This window comes from Plantactinospora sp. DSM 117369 (assembly GCF_053764795.1).
The window spans coordinates 8969141-8985819 of record NZ_CM132446.1 but is presented as its reverse complement, the minus strand read 5'-3'; the positions used below and the strand labels follow the sequence as shown (position 1 = coordinate 8985819).

The 16679-nt window shown below is 72.8% G+C and carries 12 protein-coding genes, 2 pseudogenes and 1 riboswitch; of the genes and pseudogenes, 11 read left to right on the top strand and 3 right to left on the bottom strand.

From position 1 onward, the window contains the following. Positions 1-74: 74 nt before the first annotated feature. A riboswitch (TPP riboswitch) is annotated at positions 75-185 on the top strand. A 3-nt stretch (positions 186-188) separates the two neighbouring features. From thiE to thiC, 7 genes and pseudogenes are all read left to right on the top strand, one after another. Continuing rightward, positions 189-797: pseudogene (thiE, locus tag ACSMXO_RS38465) on the top strand (thiamine phosphate synthase); the annotation flags it as partial. Between the two features lie 179 nt (positions 798-976). Continuing rightward, entirely contained in the window at positions 977-2299 is a 1323-nt protein-coding gene (gene thiO / locus ACSMXO_RS38460) for a glycine oxidase ThiO (protein ID WP_455419408.1), read from the top strand. A 10-nt stretch (positions 2300-2309) separates the two neighbouring features. After that, positions 2310-2510, top strand: coding sequence for a sulfur carrier protein ThiS (gene thiS / locus ACSMXO_RS38455; protein ID WP_346258290.1), 201 nt, complete (start codon positions 2310-2312; stop codon positions 2508-2510). A 7-nt stretch (positions 2511-2517) separates the two neighbouring features. Continuing rightward, positions 2518-3333 carry a thiazole synthase gene (locus ACSMXO_RS38450; RefSeq protein ID WP_455415742.1) on the top strand — a complete coding sequence of 272 codons (816 nt, stop codon included), beginning with the start codon at positions 2518-2520 and terminating at the stop codon, positions 3331-3333. After that, positions 3330-4043 (top strand): thiamine phosphate synthase, encoded by a 714-nt coding sequence (locus ACSMXO_RS38445; RefSeq protein ID WP_455415741.1) that lies wholly within the window; start codon positions 3330-3332, stop codon positions 4041-4043. The genes ACSMXO_RS38450 and ACSMXO_RS38445 overlap by 4 nt, the downstream gene beginning before the upstream one ends. Further along, positions 4040-4852: pseudogene (thiD, locus tag ACSMXO_RS38440) on the top strand (bifunctional hydroxymethylpyrimidine kinase/phosphomethylpyrimidine kinase); the annotation flags it as partial. The gene ACSMXO_RS38445 and the pseudogene thiD, both read left to right, overlap by 4 nt. A gap of 71 nt (positions 4853-4923) precedes the next feature. Beyond that, positions 4924-6516, top strand: coding sequence for a phosphomethylpyrimidine synthase ThiC (gene thiC, locus ACSMXO_RS38435; RefSeq protein ID WP_346258286.1), 1593 nt, complete (start codon positions 4924-4926; stop codon positions 6514-6516). A 213-nt stretch (positions 6517-6729) separates the two neighbouring features. On the opposite strand, the gene ACSMXO_RS38430 is transcribed toward thiC, so the two are convergent. From ACSMXO_RS38430 to ACSMXO_RS38420, 3 genes are all read right to left on the bottom strand, one after another. Then, positions 6730-9318, bottom strand: a complete 2589-nt coding sequence (locus tag ACSMXO_RS38430) for a hypothetical protein (RefSeq protein WP_455415740.1) — start codon at positions 9316-9318, stop codon at positions 6730-6732. A gap of 101 nt (positions 9319-9419) precedes the next feature. Continuing rightward, on the bottom strand, positions 9420-10229 hold the full coding sequence (locus ACSMXO_RS38425) for an ABC transporter ATP-binding protein (protein ID WP_346258284.1): 810 nt from the start codon (positions 10227-10229) through the stop codon (positions 9420-9422). A 107-nt stretch (positions 10230-10336) separates the two neighbouring features. Next, positions 10337-11530 carry an ABC transporter substrate-binding protein gene (locus ACSMXO_RS38420; RefSeq protein WP_455415739.1) on the bottom strand — a complete coding sequence of 398 codons (1194 nt, stop codon included), beginning with the start codon at positions 11528-11530 and terminating at the stop codon, positions 10337-10339. A 455-nt stretch (positions 11531-11985) separates the two neighbouring features. Here ACSMXO_RS38420 and ACSMXO_RS38415 point away from each other — a divergent pair, with 455 nt between their 5' ends. The 4 genes from ACSMXO_RS38415 (at position 11986) to ACSMXO_RS38400 (ending at position 16562) form a co-directional block, all read left to right on the top strand. Then, a complete protein-coding gene (locus tag ACSMXO_RS38415; protein WP_455415738.1) occupies positions 11986-15099 on the top strand; it encodes a sensor histidine kinase in 3114 nt (1037 codons plus the stop codon). Further along, entirely contained in the window at positions 15096-15506 is a 411-nt protein-coding gene (locus ACSMXO_RS38410; protein ID WP_101368105.1) for a roadblock/LC7 domain-containing protein, read from the top strand. Before ACSMXO_RS38415 ends, ACSMXO_RS38410 begins: the two co-directional genes overlap by 4 nt. 62 nt (positions 15507-15568) lie before the next feature. Beyond that, positions 15569-15937 carry a DUF742 domain-containing protein gene (locus tag ACSMXO_RS38405; protein ID WP_203868082.1) on the top strand — a complete coding sequence of 123 codons (369 nt, stop codon included), beginning with the start codon at positions 15569-15571 and terminating at the stop codon, positions 15935-15937. Further along, on the top strand, positions 15918-16562 hold the full coding sequence (locus tag ACSMXO_RS38400; RefSeq protein ID WP_455415737.1) for a GTP-binding protein: 645 nt from the start codon (positions 15918-15920) through the stop codon (positions 16560-16562). The genes ACSMXO_RS38405 and ACSMXO_RS38400 overlap by 20 nt, the downstream gene beginning before the upstream one ends. Positions 16563-16679: the final 117 nt, after the last annotated feature.

Sequence of the window (16679 nt, the reverse complement as noted above, 5' to 3'; positions counted from 1 at the left end):
GTGGTCGAGTGCTGACACTGTGCGATTTATCACGGCCCTTTACGGATCCGTGACCAGGCGCGTACGCTCGCCGACAAGTAACCCACGGGAGCCCGGTGGACCGGGCTGAGAGGGGGGCTGTCGAGCCCCCGACCGTCGAACCTGATCCGGGTAATGCCGGCGCAGGGAGGAGCGTTGCCGTGCTACACATCGGACGACTTCACCTCATCACCGACACCCGGCCGGGGCGGGATCCGCTCGCGGTGGTCGACGCGGCCCTCTCGGTCGCCGGCCCCGAACTGGTCGTACAGGTCCGGGTCGAGGACGACATCGACGACCGGACGGCGTACGAGCTGGCCGCCGAGGTCGCCCGCCGGTGTGCCGCCGTCGGGGCATCTTGCCTGGTCAACGACCGGCTGCACCTCGCACTGGCGATCGGGGCGGCGGGCGGGCACGTCGGTGCGCGGGACCTGCCGGTCGACGCCGCCCGCCGGGTGCTCGGCCCGACCGCCGTGCTCGGCGCGACCGCCCGGGACCCGCGCACGGGTGCGGCGGCGGTCGCGGCCGGCGCCAGCTACCTCGGCGTCGGCCCCTGTCACGCCACCTCCACCAAGGACGGACTGCCCGCGCCGATCGGCCCGGAGGGAATCCGCCGGGTCGCCTCGGCGGTGCCGGTACCGGTGATCGCGATCGGCGGGATCACCGCCGAGCGGGTACCCGCACTGCTGGCCGCCGGGGCGTACGGGGTGGCCGTGGTGGGTGCCGTCTCCGGCGCCGCCGACCCGGCCCGGGCCACCGCCGCCCTCCTCACCGCCCTGCACACCGACCCGCCCCCACCCGATCCGGAACGGGGAGCATCGCCGGGGTGGAACCCCCGGCGCGGTTCCCCGCTCTCGGCTCGGGGTGCGGGGGCCCAGGAATGAACCTTTTTCCACCTGGACCGCGCGGCGCCCACGCACCGCGTCGGACCTTGCGGTCCGCCCGACCGCAAGGGGAGCTGGAAAAAGGTTCAACGGTAGGGGGCGGCCGGGCGGACGTGGCGGTGGTGGGCGGTGGCCCGATCGGGCTCGCCGTCGCCTGGCGCTGCGCCGCCCGGGGCATGCGGGTCAGCGTGTACGACGCCACGCCCGGCTCGGGCGCCTCCGACGTGGCGGCCGGAATGCTCGCCCCGGTCGCCGAGACCTACTTCGGCGAGCGGGTGCTGACCGGACTGCTCGTCGAGTCCGCGGCCCGCTGGCCGGGCTTCGCCGCCGAACTCGCCGAGTACACCGGGCTGGACCTGGGCTACCGGACCGAGGGGACGCTGACCGTAGCGCTCACCTCCGACGACCTGGCCGAGGCGGAACGGCTCTGGACGTACCAGCGGGAGTTGGGGCTGCCGGTGACCCCGTTGCGGCCGGCGGAGCTGCGGGACCGCGAACCGCTGCTGGCCACCCGGCTGCGCGGCGGCGCGCTCGCCCCCGGCGACCACCAGGTCGACCCGCGCCGGCTGGTCACCGCGCTGCGGGTCGCCGTCGAACGCGCCGGGGCGACCCTGCTGCCCCGGCCGGTCCGGGACCTCACGGAGCTGGACGCGGCGGCGACAGTCGTCGCGGCCGGCTGCGGCACGGCGGCGCTGACCGGCCTGCCGATCCGGCCGGTGAAGGGACAGATCCTGCGGCTGCGCGCGCCCGGCGGTGCGGCACCCGGCTTCCGGCACGTGATCCGGGGCCACGCCGACGGCCGGCACGTCTATCTGGTGCCCCGGACCGACGGCGAGGTGGTGGTCGGGGCCACCGTCGAGGAGCGCGCCGACCTCGACGTCACCGCCGGAGCGGTACTCGACCTGCTCCGGGCCGCCACCGACGTGATCCCGGAACTGACCGAGTACGAGCTGGTCGAGGCGCGCTCCGGGCTGCGCCCCGGTACGCCGGACAACGCACCGCTGCTCGGTCCGCTGCCGGATCGGCCCGAGGTGCTGGTGGCGGCCGGGCACTTCCGGCACGGCATCGTGCTCACCCCGCTCACCGCCGACCTGATCGCCGATCTGCTCGCCACCGGAGTGCCGGATCCGGCGCTCGCGCCGCTGTCGCCGGCCCGGTTCGGCACTCCGGCGGCGCTCGGTGGCCGGGCCGGCACCGGCGGCGCCGGCGGCGCCAGCGGTGTCGGCGGTGTCGGCGGTGTCGGCGGCCCGGCGCGTACCGGTAGTGCCGGCCGGCCGGGTGGCGCTGGTGCCGGCCCGGGCGGTGTCGGCGGGCTGGGCGGTGGCAGTGGGCTGGGCGGTGGCAGTGGGCCGGCGGTCGGCGGGAGGCCGGGACCGGACGACGGAACGACCAGGTAGGGAGGGCGCGGTGGAGCTGACCGTGAACGGAGTCGAACAGCGGCTGCCCGGCGAGTTGACCGTGGCGGACCTGGTGGAGCGGATCACCAGCGCACACCGGGGCGTGGCGGTCGCGGTGAACGGCGAGGTGGTGCCGCGCGGCGGCTGGCCGGCCCGGCTGCTCCGGGACGGCGACCGGGTCGAGGTGCTGACCGCGGCCCAGGGCGGGTGACCCCAGCATGTCGTCCGTACGTCCCGATCCCGAACCACTTCCCGATCCCGAACCGGGGTTCGTGCTCGCGGGTGAGAAGTTCAGCTCCCGGCTGATCCTCGGCACCGGCGGGGCGACCAGCCCGTACGTGCTGGAACAGGCGATCCGGGCCAGCGGTACCGAGCTGGTCACCGTCGCGCTGCGCCGGATCGACAGCGGCGCCACCATGGGCGGCGGCCTGCTGGAGGTACTCGGCCGATGCGGCGTACGGCTGCTGCCGAACACCGCCGGATGCCGTACCGCCGCCGAGGCGGTCACCGTGGCGCAGCTCGCCCGGGAGGCGTTCGAGACGTCGTGGGTCAAGCTGGAGGTGATCGGCGACGAGCGGACCCTGCTGCCCGACGCGGTCGAGCTGGCCACCGCCGCCGAGCGGCTGGTCGCCGACGGGTTCACGGTGCTGCCGTACGTCACCGACGACCCGGTGCTGGCCCGCCGGATGCAGGACCTCGGCTGTGCCGCGGTGATGCCGGCGGGTGCGCCGATCGGCTCCGGGCTGGGCATCACCAACCCGCACAACCTGCGGCTGCTGCGGCAGAACGTGGACGTACCGGTGATCCTGGACGCGGGCGTCGGCACCGCCTCGGACGCGGCCCTGGCGATGGAGCTCGGCTGCGATGCGGTGATGCTGGCCAGCGCGGTGACCCGGGCGGCCGATCCGGTACGGATGGCCACCGCCATGCGGTTCGCCGTCGAGGCGGGCCGGCTGGCCGCCGGTGCGGGACGGATTCCCCGGCGCTTCCACGCGCTGGCATCCACTCCGGACGAGGGGCGGCCCGAGCTGTGACCGGGCCACGGGGAATCGTGCTGGTCACCGACCGGTGGCAGCCGCACTGGCCGCTCGACGAGGTGGTGCGGGCCGCGGTCGACGGCGGGGCCCGGTGGGTGTTGCTGCGGGAGCGGGACCTGCCCCGGCCGGAGCGGCTCGAACTGGCCCGGCGGCTGCGGGCGATCCTCGCCCCGGTGCAGGGCACCCTGCTGGTCGCCGGGCCGGACCCGCTCGACGGCGACGCGGTGCACCTGCCGGCCGCCGGCCCGTACCCGCCGCCAGCGCTGCCGCTGGTCGGCCGTTCCTGCCACGACCTGGTCGAGCTGGGCCGGGTCTCCACCGAGGACTATGTGACACTCTCGCCGGTCTATCCGAGCCCGTCCAAGCCTGGATACGGCCCACCGCTCGGTCCGGACGGCCTGGCCGGGTTGGTCGCGCGCAGTCCGGTGCCGGTGGTCGCGCTCGGCGGCGTCGGCACCCCCGAGCAGGTCGACGCCTGCCTGGCGGCTGGTGCGGTCGGGGTGGCGGTGATGGGTGCGGTGATGCGCTCGGGCGACCCGGCCGGGCTGGTCCGCGACCTCTGCGCCGCCGCCGCGCGGGCCGACGCCGTCGAGGTGCGGAGTGACACTGTCGAGGCGCGGGCCGGCGTCGTCGAGGTGCGGAGCGGCGTCGTCGAGGCGCGGGCCGACGGCCGTGCACTGCCGGCCAGCTCGGGGTGGGCGCGGTGACGCCGCCGGTGGTGCTGACCGTGGCCGGCTCGGACTCCGGGGCGGGCGCCGGCATCCAGGCCGACCTGAAGGTCTTCGCCGCGCTCGGGGCCTACGGCACCTCGGTGCTGACCGCGGTCACGGCGCAGAACACCCATCAGGTACGGGCGGTCTTCCCGGTCTCCGCCGAGATGGTGACCGCACAGTTGCACGCGGTGGTCGAGGACATGCCTCCGCTGGCGGTGAAGACGGGGATGCTCGGCGACCCGGAGGTCGCCGCTGCGGTGGCCGGGGCGGCCCGGGACGGCCTGCTGCCCAACCTGGTGGTCGACCCGGTGCTCGTCTCGACCAGCGGAGCGCGGCTCGGCGTGGTCGGGGCGATCGAGCGGCTGCTGCCGTACGCCCTGGTGGCGACGCCGAACCGGGCGGAGGCGGCGGCGATCCTCGGCCGTGCGGTCTCCGGGCCGGACGAGATGGCGGAGGCGGCCCGGCAGCTCGCCGCGGGCGGCCCCCGGTACGTGGTGGTGACCGGCGGTGACGTCGACGACTCGGGGCTGGCGGCCGGCGGTGCCGAGGCGTTCGGCGGCGCGGTCGACGCGTTCTGCACCGGTACCGAGGTGCGGCTGTTGCGCCGGCCGTGGGTGCCGACCCGGAACACCCACGGCACCGGCTGTTCGTTCTCCGCCGCGATCGCCGCCCGGCTGGCGCTCGGTGACCAGGTGCCGGACGCGGTGGCCTTTGCCAAGGAGTACGTCACCCGCGCGCTGCTCGGCGCCCGCACCTGGTCGTTGGGGAGCGGTCACGGGCCGCTGGACCACTTCGGCTGGTCCGGTGCGGCGGCGGCCGGCGGCGGGTCCGGTCCATCCAGCGGGTCCGGTCCATCCAGCACGAGGAGGAAGTCATGAAGGCTCGTCGCAAGGTGTACGTGACAGGGGCGCGTCCGGACGTCCGGGTGCCGTTCGCGGAGGTCGAGCTGACCGGCGACGAACCGCCGGTCCGGCTCTACGACACGTCCGGTCCCGGGTCGGACCCGGCAGAGGGGCTGCCGCCGCTGCGCGGGGCGTGGATCGCGGAACGGGGCGACGTGGCCCCGGTACGCGGCGCCGGGACTCCACTCGCCGGTCGGGACGGTGCCCGACCCACCCAACTGGGCTACGCCCGGGCCGGGATCGTCACCCCGGAGATGGAGTTCGTGGCGGTCCGCGAGGGCATGCCGGCCGAGGTGGTCCGGGAGGAGATCGCCACCGGCCGGGCGGTGCTGCCGCTCAACGTGAACCACCCGGAGTGCGAGCCGGCGATCATCGGCAAGCGCTTCCTGGTGAAGGTCAACGCCAACATCGGCACCTCGGCGGTGACCTCCTCGATCGCCGAGGAGGTGGAGAAGCTCACCTGGGCGACCCGGTGGGGCGCGGACACCGTGATGGACCTCTCCACCGGCAAGCGGATCCACGAGACCCGGGAAGCGATCATCCGCAACTCCCCGGTGCCGATCGGCACCGTCCCGATCTACCAGGCGCTGGAGAAGGTCGGCGGCGACCCGGTGAAGCTCTCCTGGGAGATCTTCCGGGAGACCGTGATCGAGCAGGCCGAGCAGGGCGTCGACTACATGACGGTGCACGCCGGGGTACGCCTCGGCTACGTGCCGCTGGCGGTCAACCGGGTCACCGGAATCGTCTCCCGGGGCGGCTCGATCATGGCGGCCTGGTGCCTGGCGCACCACGAGGAGAACTTCCTCTACACCAACTTCGCCGAACTCTGCGAGATCCTCGCCCGGTACGACGTCACGTTCTCGCTCGGCGACGGCCTGCGGCCCGGCTCGATCGCGGACGCGAACGACGAGGCGCAGTTCGCCGAGCTGCGTACCCTCGGGGAACTGACCTCGGTGGCCTGGGAGCACGACGTACAGGTGATGATCGAGGGGCCGGGGCACGTGCCGATGCACAAGATCAAGGAGAACGTGGACCTCCAGCAGGAGCTGTGCCACGAGGCGCCGTTCTACACCCTCGGTCCACTGACCACGGACATCGCCCCGGCGTACGACCACATCACCTCGGCGATCGGTGCCGCGATGATCGGCATGTTCGGCACCGCCATGCTCTGCTACGTCACCCCCAAGGAACACCTGGGACTGCCGGACCGGGACGACGTCAAGGCGGGGGTCATCGCGTACAAGATCGCGGCGCACGCCGCAGACCTGGCCAAGGGGCACCCCGGGGCGCAGGCCTGGGACGACGCGCTGTCGAAGGCGCGGTTCGAGTTCCGCTGGGAGGACCAGTTCAACCTGTCGCTGGACCCGGAGACGGCACGGGCGTACCACGACGCCACCCTGCCGGCGACGCCCGCCAAGACGGCGCACTTCTGCTCCATGTGCGGTCCGAAGTTCTGCTCCATGAAGATCACCCAGGAACTGAAGGAGTACGCGGCGCAGGGCATGCAGGAGAAGTCGACCGAGTTCCTGGCCTCGGGCGGCAAGGTGTACCTGCCCCTGGCCTGACGGGCCGCTGCCCGCCCGGTGCCCCTTCCGGCCCTCCGTCTGCCCGCGCCACCGGTAACCCGGACTCCCGAAGACGCACCACCTGGGCGTTGAAGAAGCTCGACCTGGACGCCAGAGACGCTCGACCTGGACGCCGGAGGCGTTACCGGGGCGGGGATACGCCTCGGTAGTCCAGGTCGAGCCGGGGTCGCGCCCGTCCGGAGGCGACAGCGGTCAGTCGGCGTGGTGGCGGCCGGTCGAGCGCAGTGATCGCCGTACGCTGCGGTCCAGCCCGAGGTCGTCGGCGGTCGGGTCTGGCTCGCTGAGCCCGCTCACCCAGTCGACGTACTCCTCGTCGCGGGCCGGCACCGGTTCCTCACTACGGTTGCGGCCCTTCGCCTCCCGCCGCTTCGACTCGCTCTTGTCCTGCGTCGACTCGCTCTTGTCCTGCGTCGACCCGCTCTTGCCGGTCTCCACGATGTCGGTCTGCTCGGGGTCGGCGTTGCCCCGGTTGCGCCGGAACAGGCCGCGACGGATTCGCCCGGTCGGCCGCTCGGCGTCTCCGGTCGCGGGCTCGGGCTCAGGCTCGGGGGTGACCTCGGCGGTGGTCTCCGGGACGGGGTCGGCCGGACGCGCGCCGCGTTCCGATGCCGGCCGAACCGGGGAATCACCGGAGACCACCGGAACGGGCGGGATCCGCTCGGTCCGGTCCGGGTCCGCTCCGCTCGGCTCCGTCCGGCTCCAGCCCGGTTCGGGCAGCCCGGCGGCCGCCCCGCCGGATCCGACAGAGTCCCGGCCCGGTGTCGCCCTGATCCCGCCCGGCCCCGCCGGAGTCCTGCCGGGTGTCGCTGTGGGCTCGCTCGGGTACGACCGGTTGTCCCCGGCCCGCCCGGTGCTCTCCCCCGGGGGACCGGCGATGAAACCGCTGAGGTGGGAACTCCCGACACCGGAACTGCCGGGGCTGCTGGCATTGAGGCTGGTGGTACTGCGGCCGGTGGTGCCAGCAGCGCCGTCGTCGGCCGGTCGGTGGGCGGGGTCGGTGGAGGGTTCACGGCGGTCGAGGCGGGGGCGGCTGACCGACGCGAAGGCGTCCCAGTCCTCGTCGCTACGGTTCGGCGTCACTGGTGATGGCGGGGGCGTTGCCGCTGATGGCGCCGGAGCCGTTGGTGGCGTCGAGACCGTCGGTGGCGGTGCTGCCGGCGACTCCGGTGCTGCCGGTGTGGTCGCCGCAGGGGTCGCCGATGCCCCAGGTGTTGTCGCCGGCGGTGTCGTGGTCGGCCAGAAGTCTTCGGTACGCAGTCGACCGGCACCCGCCCAACCGGCTGGGAACCCGGCGTCCCCCGAATCGGTGGCCGGCCCGCCGCTGCCCGGGCTGACTGGTTCTGTGGCGCTTTGCTGACCGCTTTCGGGCACGGTCGGGGCCGATGCACCGAACCGCTCGGTGGGCGCGGAATCCTCCGTCGGGACGCGTGGAGTCGGGATGCCGCTGCCGATGTCGAACGACCCGATGTCGAACGACCAGTTTCCCGAACTCGGCGCCGGCTCCCGGGACGGCTCGGCCGATTCACCAACCGTCCGCCCGTCCACCGCCGAAGAAGGCGGCCAGGTGCCGGCCGGTGCCGTCCCGGTAAGCCGGTCACCGCTGGCGCCGGTGCCGCCCGTCCGGGGTTCGCCGCTCGGGATCTCCAGTCGCCAGGTCCGGCCGGCCGAGGTACCGCCGGCAGTGGCGCCGCCGGGTGCCGCTGTGCCGGTGGTGGCGCCGCCGGCCGTCGGGTTCGCCGCCGGGATGATCACAGTCGGCGCGTCGCTGGCACCGCTGCTGGCCGGCGTCGTGCCGCTGCCGGCCGGCGTCGTGCCGGCGGTGCCGGTGTCGCCTGGCATCGTTCCGGCGGTACCGCCGGGCGTTGTTGCGGTGGCGGACGGGTCGGCTTCGGCGGACGAGCCGGCTTCGGCGGTTTCCTCGGGGGCGGTCGTGGTCAGCGGCCAGCGGGCCCAGGCCGCCAGTACCGAACCCAGCGCGCCCGCACCGACGGAGATCAGCGCTCCCCAGTACGGGGCCGCCTGGTAGGCATCGGCCGAGTCGCCTCTGCCGGCGACGACGTACGCCAGGGCGAGCATCAACGGGCCCGCCACCCCACAACTGGCGACAACGGGCACCGACAGTTCGCGCCACCGGGCCAGGGCACCGGTGAGCGCGCCCGCGACCAGGGCCAGCGCCGGCATGGTGACGACTGCCAGCCGTTGGCTGGTGCCAGCGCTCAACCAGCTCGGGTCGACACCGCCGAGCCGTACGGCGGGCAGCGGATCGGTGGGGCCGAGCGAGGGGAGCACGGACAGTACCGCCAGGAACCAGACCGTGCCGGTCACCGCCGCGATGTTCCAGACCAGCGGACGCTGGCTGAGCGCGGCCAGGGCGGCGAGGAACCCGACCCCGGCACCGAGCGCCGCGGCCACGCCGGCCAGGGTCACCGGGTCGGCCGAGGCGACCTGGGCCGCCCGGGCGGGCTGCATGGAGAGTGGTGCGACCGCGAGCGCGCCGAGGGCGGCCAGCGCGGAGATCGCCGCTCGATTGCCGAGCGTGGTGGGCAGGGTGTACCTGCGGGCGAGCCGGTCCGCCAGCGTCGCGCCGAGTACGGCCGCCACCATGGCGAACCAGCCGACCCAGACAAGCTGGGCGGGCCACTGGTTCGCCGTGGCCGCGTCGAAGCCGCGGTCGAAGCGGACGAGGCCGAGCCCGTACGCGATCCCCAGCTGGCCGGCGCCGCTGACTATCCCGACGAGGAGTGCGGCGAGCAGCACTCTGCCCCAGGTCCGGTAGGCCATGCCGGGCACGTTACGCACCCCCACCCGGGCCCGCCACCCTGGGCTGGACGCGGGTGAGGCAGTAGTACGCGACAGGCTACGGAGCGTGGTTGAGCGTCGGGTCAGTGCTGTTGGTCGGCCTGGCCGCTGCGGCTCAGTGCCAGCCCGGCCTCGCCCTCGGGGTGGTCGAGCAGGAGCTCGTGCAGCTCCGCGCTGGCCCGGGCGACGTCCTCGAAGTGCGCGTTGCGGCCCAGCGAGCGGGGACGCGGGATGTCGATGCCGAGCACCTTGCGGATCCGCCCGGGCCGCGGACTGAGTACGACGACCCGGTCGGCGAGCAGCACCGCCTCGTCGATCGAGTGGGTGACGAAGAGGATCGTCGCCGAGTGCTCCATGTGGATCCGCTGGAGTTCGACCGACAACTCCTCCCGGGTCAGCGCGTCCAGGGCGGAGAACGGCTCGTCCATCAGCAGCACCTTCGGCTGCTGGATCAGGGCACGGCACAGCGACACCCGCTGTTGCATGCCGCCGGAGAGCTCGTGCGGAAGCCGCTTCTCGAACTCGCTGAGCCCGACCATCGAGAGCAGGCCGCGGGCCCGCTCGCGGTGTGCGGCCTTGCTCCAGCCGAAGATCTCGGTGGGCAGCAGCACGTTGTCGAGCACCGACCGCCAGGGCAGCAGCGCCGGCCGCTGGAAGACCATGGCGATGTCCCGCCGTGGCCGGGTGACGACCTCGTCCGCCACCCGGATCTCGCCCTCGGTCACCGGCAGCAGGCCGGCCACCAGGCGCAGCAGGGTGGACTTGCCGCAGCCGGAGCGGCCCACCACCGCGAGGAACTCGCCCTCGGCGACGTCGAGGTCGATGCCCCGCAGCGCCTCAACGGAACCGGACCGGCCGCCGAAGGTCCGGGATACTCCGGAGAGTCGGATCATGGCTGGGCCACCCCATTCGACAGGTCGACAGTGTCGACAGGCTATCCCGGACGCCTTCCGGCGGCGAGACCCGTTCCCGCCGCCGGACCGCGTTGTCGAGCGCCGGCTCAGCCGGCCAGTCGCCACCGGCCGCCCCGGGCCACCAGCAGGCTTAACGCCTGGGGCATCAGCCCCGAGTGGTTCTCCGGCGTCATCCGGATCGGGCCGGAGAGGCCGTCGGTCTCCGCGGTCTCCAGCAGGCTGCGGATGCGCCTGCGGTCCGGCTCCTCGCCGCCGCCGGCCCGGACCGCCGCGTCCACGATCAGTTGCACCGCGTCGGCGGCGAACGAGGAGTATCCGTAGTAGCCGCCGAACCGGGCGGTGTAGTCCCGGAACCACTGCTTGCTCGCCGCCTTGGCCGGGGTGGTCGCGATCACGTCGTCGATCACCATGGTCTGGGTGAAGACCATCGTGGTGTTCTCCGCCGCGCTGCCGCTGTTGCCGATGAAGAGGTCGCCGGCGGCCACCGCGTCGAAGAAGACGTGGCCCTTGTAGCCCTCGCCCTTCAGGCTCGCGATCGCCAGGTTGGCCTGGTCGGCCGGGGTCCACACGATGATCGCCTCCGGCTCTTCCGACACGAGCGCCTCCACCGCCTGGCTGACGTCGGTGTCGGTCACCTTCACCGACCGCTTCGCCAGGATCGGGATGTCGGTCGAGTCCTCCTCGACGCCGACGAGTTCGCTCGCCAGCGTCGCCGCGCCCTCCGTGCCGTACCTGTCGGCGGTGTGCAGCAGCGCCACCGTCTTGACCTTACGGGCACGGAGTTCGGCGGCGATGGCGGCGACGTTGTCGCGGGCGTTCGGGCCGAGTTTGAACATGTATTCCCGGTCCGGCCCCGGGGCGGCCACGTCACTGGCCGGAGCGAGCGCGATCGTCGGAACCTGCTTGCTCTTCACCGTCTTCGCCGCACCGATGGCGCAGTCGTTGCAACTGCCCATGATGATGCCGCTGATTGCCGGATTAGCGGTGAAATCGCCGATATTGGTCGCCGAGATGCTGGCGTCGAACTTGTTGTCCCGGACCTCCAGGCGGACCCGGCGACCGCCCAGCGCACCGGACTCGTTCAGTTGCTCGACCTTGAGTTCCAGGGCCCGCTGGTAGGCCTTACCCACCTGTGGGGCCGCGCCGGACAGCTCCAGGTCGGCGCCGATGACGATCTCCCCGGTCTCCTCCTCCGGCGCGCCGAACTGGCAGCCGGTCAGCGAAGTTGCCAGGATGGCCGACGCGAGCAGCGCGGGTATCGCGGAGCGGATGGGCCTCAACTCAGTCCTCCAGGTATCCGGCGCGGGCGGGGGGCTTGCCCGGCCGCCGATCTAGTCGTCCACAATGGATGGGCAACGATCTGCCGTACGGTTCACGCGAAGCCTTCAAACCCGCAAAACCTTGCCAATGCCGGCCGCCTGGGTCAAGCGCTCGATACCAGGCCGGTTTCGGGATGACGGGTCTCACATAGTGATAAGAGGGGGTACGGGTGCGGGATAACTTTCCAGATACAAGCGACCACTCTAGAGATATATGTGCTGATCAGAGACCCGACGATGCGTCGATCTCTCGGCTTCGAGGGTAGTCGACGTCCCATGATGGACCTTTGCTGCCCTCCCGTCGCTTCCCAAAGCGGCCTTCTTCTGATGAAATCGCGGCCGTGCCGCGTGCGGCTCGATCCGCTGCAGCAGGCATCGGTCGACGGGTCACGTAATGAAACGACGGAGGCGATGTCGTGAGCACCGGACCTACGACCCTGCCCGCAAAAGGTTTGCGGGGGGGCGCTGCACCGCGCCGCTGGCTTCCCCGGCTACGGGACACCCGGATCCGGTCCAAGCTGGCGTTGCTGCTCGTCGTCCCCGTCGCCGCGGTCCTCGCGCTCGCCACGATCCGGCTGGTCGACATCGGTCAGGGCGCCTACCAGGCCGGTGTGCTCCGGTCGCTGACCGAGCTCTCCGCCGACATCTCGGCACTCACCCAGGACGTGCACAAGGAGCGGATCGCCGCCGCCAGGCTGCTCGCCAAGTCGCGGGAGACGACGACCGAGACGTACGACGCGTACGTGCAGCGCACCGATGCCCGGATCGCCGCGTACAACGACCGGCGGGCGCAGGTGAGTGGCGTCCCGGCCTCGGTGGAGGACCGACTGCAGGTCATCGACGACCGCCTGGCCACGCTCAACGGCACCCGGCAGGAGGTGCTGGAGCGCCCGCAGATGCCGCCCGGCGAGGCCACCCTGCGGTACGAGGTGATCATCGACGAACTCGTGGCGTACGGCGAGGCACTCGGTCAGATCTCCGGTGAGGGCGCGGTCGGCGACAGCCTGCGTACCCTCGCCTCGCTCGCCCAGGCCAAGGAGGCGGTGGCCAAGGAGGAGGCGGTGGTCTACAGCGCCCTGGCCAGCGGCAACGGGGTGCTGGACCAGGAGCAGTTCTCCGCCTACATCGCCACCCAGACCAGTAGGCAGGAGGCGCTGCTGGCCTTCCGCGCCTCCGCCGACTCCCGGCAGGAGGCGGTGGTCGAGGGTGCCGTCACCGGCGACGCGGTGATCCTCGCCGACAAGGTGGCCCGGGACCTGACCCGGTCGGTCGGGCGGCAGGCACCGGTCTCCGCGAGCTCGGCGGCGATCGCGATCGGCTCGATCAACGACCTGGTGCGCTGGGCGGAGACCCTGCTCGAGGCCGATCTGCTGGACCAGGCCGAGTCGGCCCGGTCCGAGGTCGTCCAACAGGCGATCATCGAGTCGGTGATCGTGCTGATCACGCTGATCGTCGCGCTCGCCCTCGCCGTGGTGCTGGCCCGGTCGCTCAACCAGTCGCTGCGCCGGCTCCGTGAGGGCGCGCTCTCGGTGGCCAACCACGACCTGCCGGAGGCGGTCCGCCGGCTGCGGGACGTCGGCACCATCGGCGACGGCGGCGTCGACGAGATCGTCCGGCAGGTCCGGGACCCGATCAGACTCAACAACAAGGACGAGGTGGGCCAGGTCGCCCTGGCGTTCAACGTCGTACACAAGGAGGCGGTCCGGATCGCGGCCGAGCAGGCCGCCCTGCGGACCAGCGTCTCCGCGATGTTCCTCAGCCTGGCCCGGCGAAGCCAGACCCTGGTCGACCGGATGATCGGCGAACTCGATGCGATCGAGCGGGGTGAGGAGGACCCGAAGCGGCTGGCCCAGCTCTTCGAGCTGGACCACCTGGCCACCCGGATGCGTCGCAACGACGAGAACCTGCTCGTGCTGGCCGGCGCCGACTCGACGGCGCCCCGCCGGGAGGACGCGCTCCTGATCGACGCGCTGCGCGCCGCGCAGTCCGAGGTGGAGCTCTACAACCGGATCGAGTTCGGCACCGTCGACCCGGACATCTCGGTCGCCGCGCACGCGGTCAACGACGTGGTCCGGCTGGTCGCCGAGCTGCTCGACAACGCGACCCGTTTCTCGCCGCCGCACACCACCGTGGTCGCCGACGCCCGCCGGATCCGCGACTACGTGTTGATCCAGGTCGAGGACCGGGGTCTCGGGCTCAGCGAAGAGCAGATGGACGCCCTGAACCGCCGGCTGGCCGCGCCGCCGGCCGTCGACGTGGCGGCCTTCCGGCTGATGGGTCTCGCGGTCGTCGGTCGGCTGGCGCACCGGCACGACATCCGGGTCGACCTGCGCCGCAACGTGGAGGGCGGCACGGTCGCCCAGGTCACCCTGCCGGCCAGCACGGTGGTGCTGCCCAACCCGCGTGGCCGCGACCAGGTGCTCGGCCGGCAGCGGCAGCCGCTCGCGGTCGAGCAGGCACCGGCCGCGAGCCGGCCGTCGACCGGTGCGGCCTGGCAGGAGACGCTCTCTCCGGTCGGCGCGTCGCGTACCGGCGGCTCCCTGACCGAGCAGTGGCGCAGCGCGGGAAACCAGTGGCAGACCGCCGGCGACCCGGCCGGGGCGATGCCGGCCAGCACCGGTGCCCCGGTCAACAGCCACCTGACGGCGAGCCAGTTGCCGGCCACGCCCGCGCCGACGTACCAGCAGGCCGTGACGCCGACGTACCAGAGTCCGGCGTCGACGGCTCCGCCCGCCCACTCGGGCCTGGCCGGTTCGACCGGGGTCACCTCGCCGACCGTGCAGTACCCGACGGTCGCGTCGTCGCTGCCGCGGCGCGGCGCGGCGGGTTCCGGCCCGGCCGCGACGCACGCCATGACGCCCGCGGTGGCGGCACCCTCCGGCCTGCCGTCCGGCCCGGTCGCGGGTACCCCGGTCAGCGCCGCGTCCGCGGTCGCGCCCCGGGTGGAGGACACCGGCGAAGCGCCGATCTTCCGCGAGATGGAGGCGGTCTGGTTCCGTTCCCACGGATCGGACTCGACCGCGATCTTCACCGTGCCGCCGGGTGGCTACCAGTCGCCGCCGGCACCGAGCGCGCCGCCGTCGCCGAGCGGGGCAACCCCGGGCCGCGCCCCGCTGGCCGCCCGCACCCCCGGGCGTTCCGCGCCGCCGCCGGCGCCCTACACGCCGCCGACGCCGCCACCCGCCGCCGCGGCACCGCCGGCCGCCGCGCCCGCTGCCGCACCGGCGCCGGCCGCGCCGAACGGGACCGAGGGGTCCTGGCGGACGGCGGCCGACGAGGGTTGGGCCCGGGCCAGCCGGGCGGCGGAGCCGGCCAACGGGGGGACGACCCGGTCCGGCCTGCCCAAGCGGGTGCCCCAGGCGCAACTGGTGCCCGGTGGCGTCGAGCCGAAGAGCGCGCGTGAGCGGACCAGGCGTACCCCGGACGAGGTACGCGGCCTCTTGTCGGCCTACCACCGTGGCGTACAGCGCGGTCGGACGGCCGGTTCCGAGCAGAACGGCATGATCTCAACCAAGGAGACGAGCGGATGAACAGGCCAGCAGCGATGCAGGACATGGGTTGGCTGCTCAGTAACTTCGCCGACAGCGTCGCCGGCATCGCGCACGTCGTCGCGGTCTCGGCGGACGGCCTGCTTCTCGCCTCCTCCCGGGACCTGCCGCCGGACCGGGCCGACCAGCTCGCGGCGATCACCTCCGGCGTGGTCAGTTTGACCGACGGCGCCTCCCGGATGTTCAGCGCTGGCGGCGTGCTTCAGACTGTGATCGAAATGGACAGTGGGTACCTGTTCCTGATGTCCATCAGCGACGGTTCCTCGATGGCCGTACTGGCCGCGCGGAGCTGTGACGTGGGTCAGGTCGGCTACGAAATGGCGCTGCTGGTGGAACGGGTCGGTGCGGCGCTTGTGCCATTGCCGCGCGAGGCCGTCTCGCGTCCCTAACCGGGCAGACCAAGGATGGCAACGGTGCGGCCGCGACTCGACTCTGAGGAGGTGACCACGGTATGGAGGGACGACGCGATGATCCGCGTGGCGCGCTCGTCCGACCGTACGCGGTCACCCGCGGTCGTACCGAGGCTCGTCTGGAGATCGCACTTGAGGCGGTACTCGTGGCGAGCCCGGCCGCGGTCGTGGAGTCCCGGTTCGCCGGCCATGACAAGCACCGCATCGCCACGATCTGCGAGGGCCGGGCGCAGTCACTGGCGGAGATCGCCGCGTACACCCGGCTGCCGTTGGGTGTCGCCCGGGTGCTGGTCGCCGACATGGTGGCGGACAGCCTGCTGACGCTGCACAGTGCCGCTCCACCGTCTGAGGCGTACGAGGAGCGGATGGAACTGCTTGAGAGGGTGCTAAGTGGACTTCGCAGGCTATGACTCGGCCAAGCCGCGTCGCGGTGGCGGTGGCGGTGGCGGTGGTGCTGGGATCACCTCCGCGAAGATCGTTATTGCCGGCGGGTTCGGGGTCGGCAAGACGACGCTCGTGGGTGCGGTCTCGGAGATCACCCCGCTGACCACCGAGGCGGTGATGACCGCGGCCGGTGTCGGCATCGACGATCCGTCCAAGGTGCCGGGCAAGGAGACCACCACGGTCGCCATGGACTTCGGCCGGATCACGATGGCCCAGGACCTGATCCTCTATCTGTTCGGCACGCCCGGACAGACCCGGTTCTGGTTCATGTGGGACGAGATCATCCGTGGTGCGGTCGGCGCGGCGGTGCTGGTCGACACCCGGCGGATCGCCGACGCGTTCGCGCCGCTGGACTACTTCGAGAACCGCCACCTGCCGTACGTCGTGGCGTTGAACTGCTTCGACGGCGCACCGCAGTACGAGGCGGAGGAGGTACGCGAGGCGCTCGCGATCGCTCCGCACGTGCCGCTGGTGATGTGCGACGCCCGACACCGCGAGTCGGTCAAGCACGTGCTGGTGAACGTGGTGCAGCACGCGATGGAGACGTTGCGTGCGGAGCACGGCCGGGGCCAACCCACCCCGGTCGGCTGACCCTCGCACTTGAACCTTTTTCAACCTGAACCGCGCGGCGCTCACGCACCGCGTACGACCTTGCGGTCCGACGAACCGCAAGGGGAGGTTGAAAGAGGTTCATTGAGCAGGCTTGCC

Bases quoted from the DNA above. Each gene is read 5' to 3' on its own strand.
- thiC (WP_346258286.1), top strand. From the start codon at position 4,924: ATGAAGGCTCGTCGCAAGGTGTACGTGACAGGGGCGCGTCCGGACGTC.
- ACSMXO_RS38450 (WP_455415742.1), top strand. From the start codon at position 2,518: ATGTCGTCCGTACGTCCCGATCCCGAACCACTTCCCGATCCCGAACCG.
- ACSMXO_RS38430 (WP_455415740.1), bottom strand. From the start codon at position 9,318: ATGGCCTACCGGACCTGGGGCAGAGTGCTGCTCGCCGCACTCCTCGTC.
- ACSMXO_RS38410 (WP_101368105.1), top strand. From the start codon at position 15,096: ATGAACAGGCCAGCAGCGATGCAGGACATGGGTTGGCTGCTCAGTAAC.
- ACSMXO_RS38405 (WP_203868082.1), top strand. From the start codon at position 15,569: ATGGAGGGACGACGCGATGATCCGCGTGGCGCGCTCGTCCGACCGTAC.
- ACSMXO_RS38425 (WP_346258284.1), bottom strand. From the start codon at position 10,229: ATGATCCGACTCTCCGGAGTATCCCGGACCTTCGGCGGCCGGTCCGGT.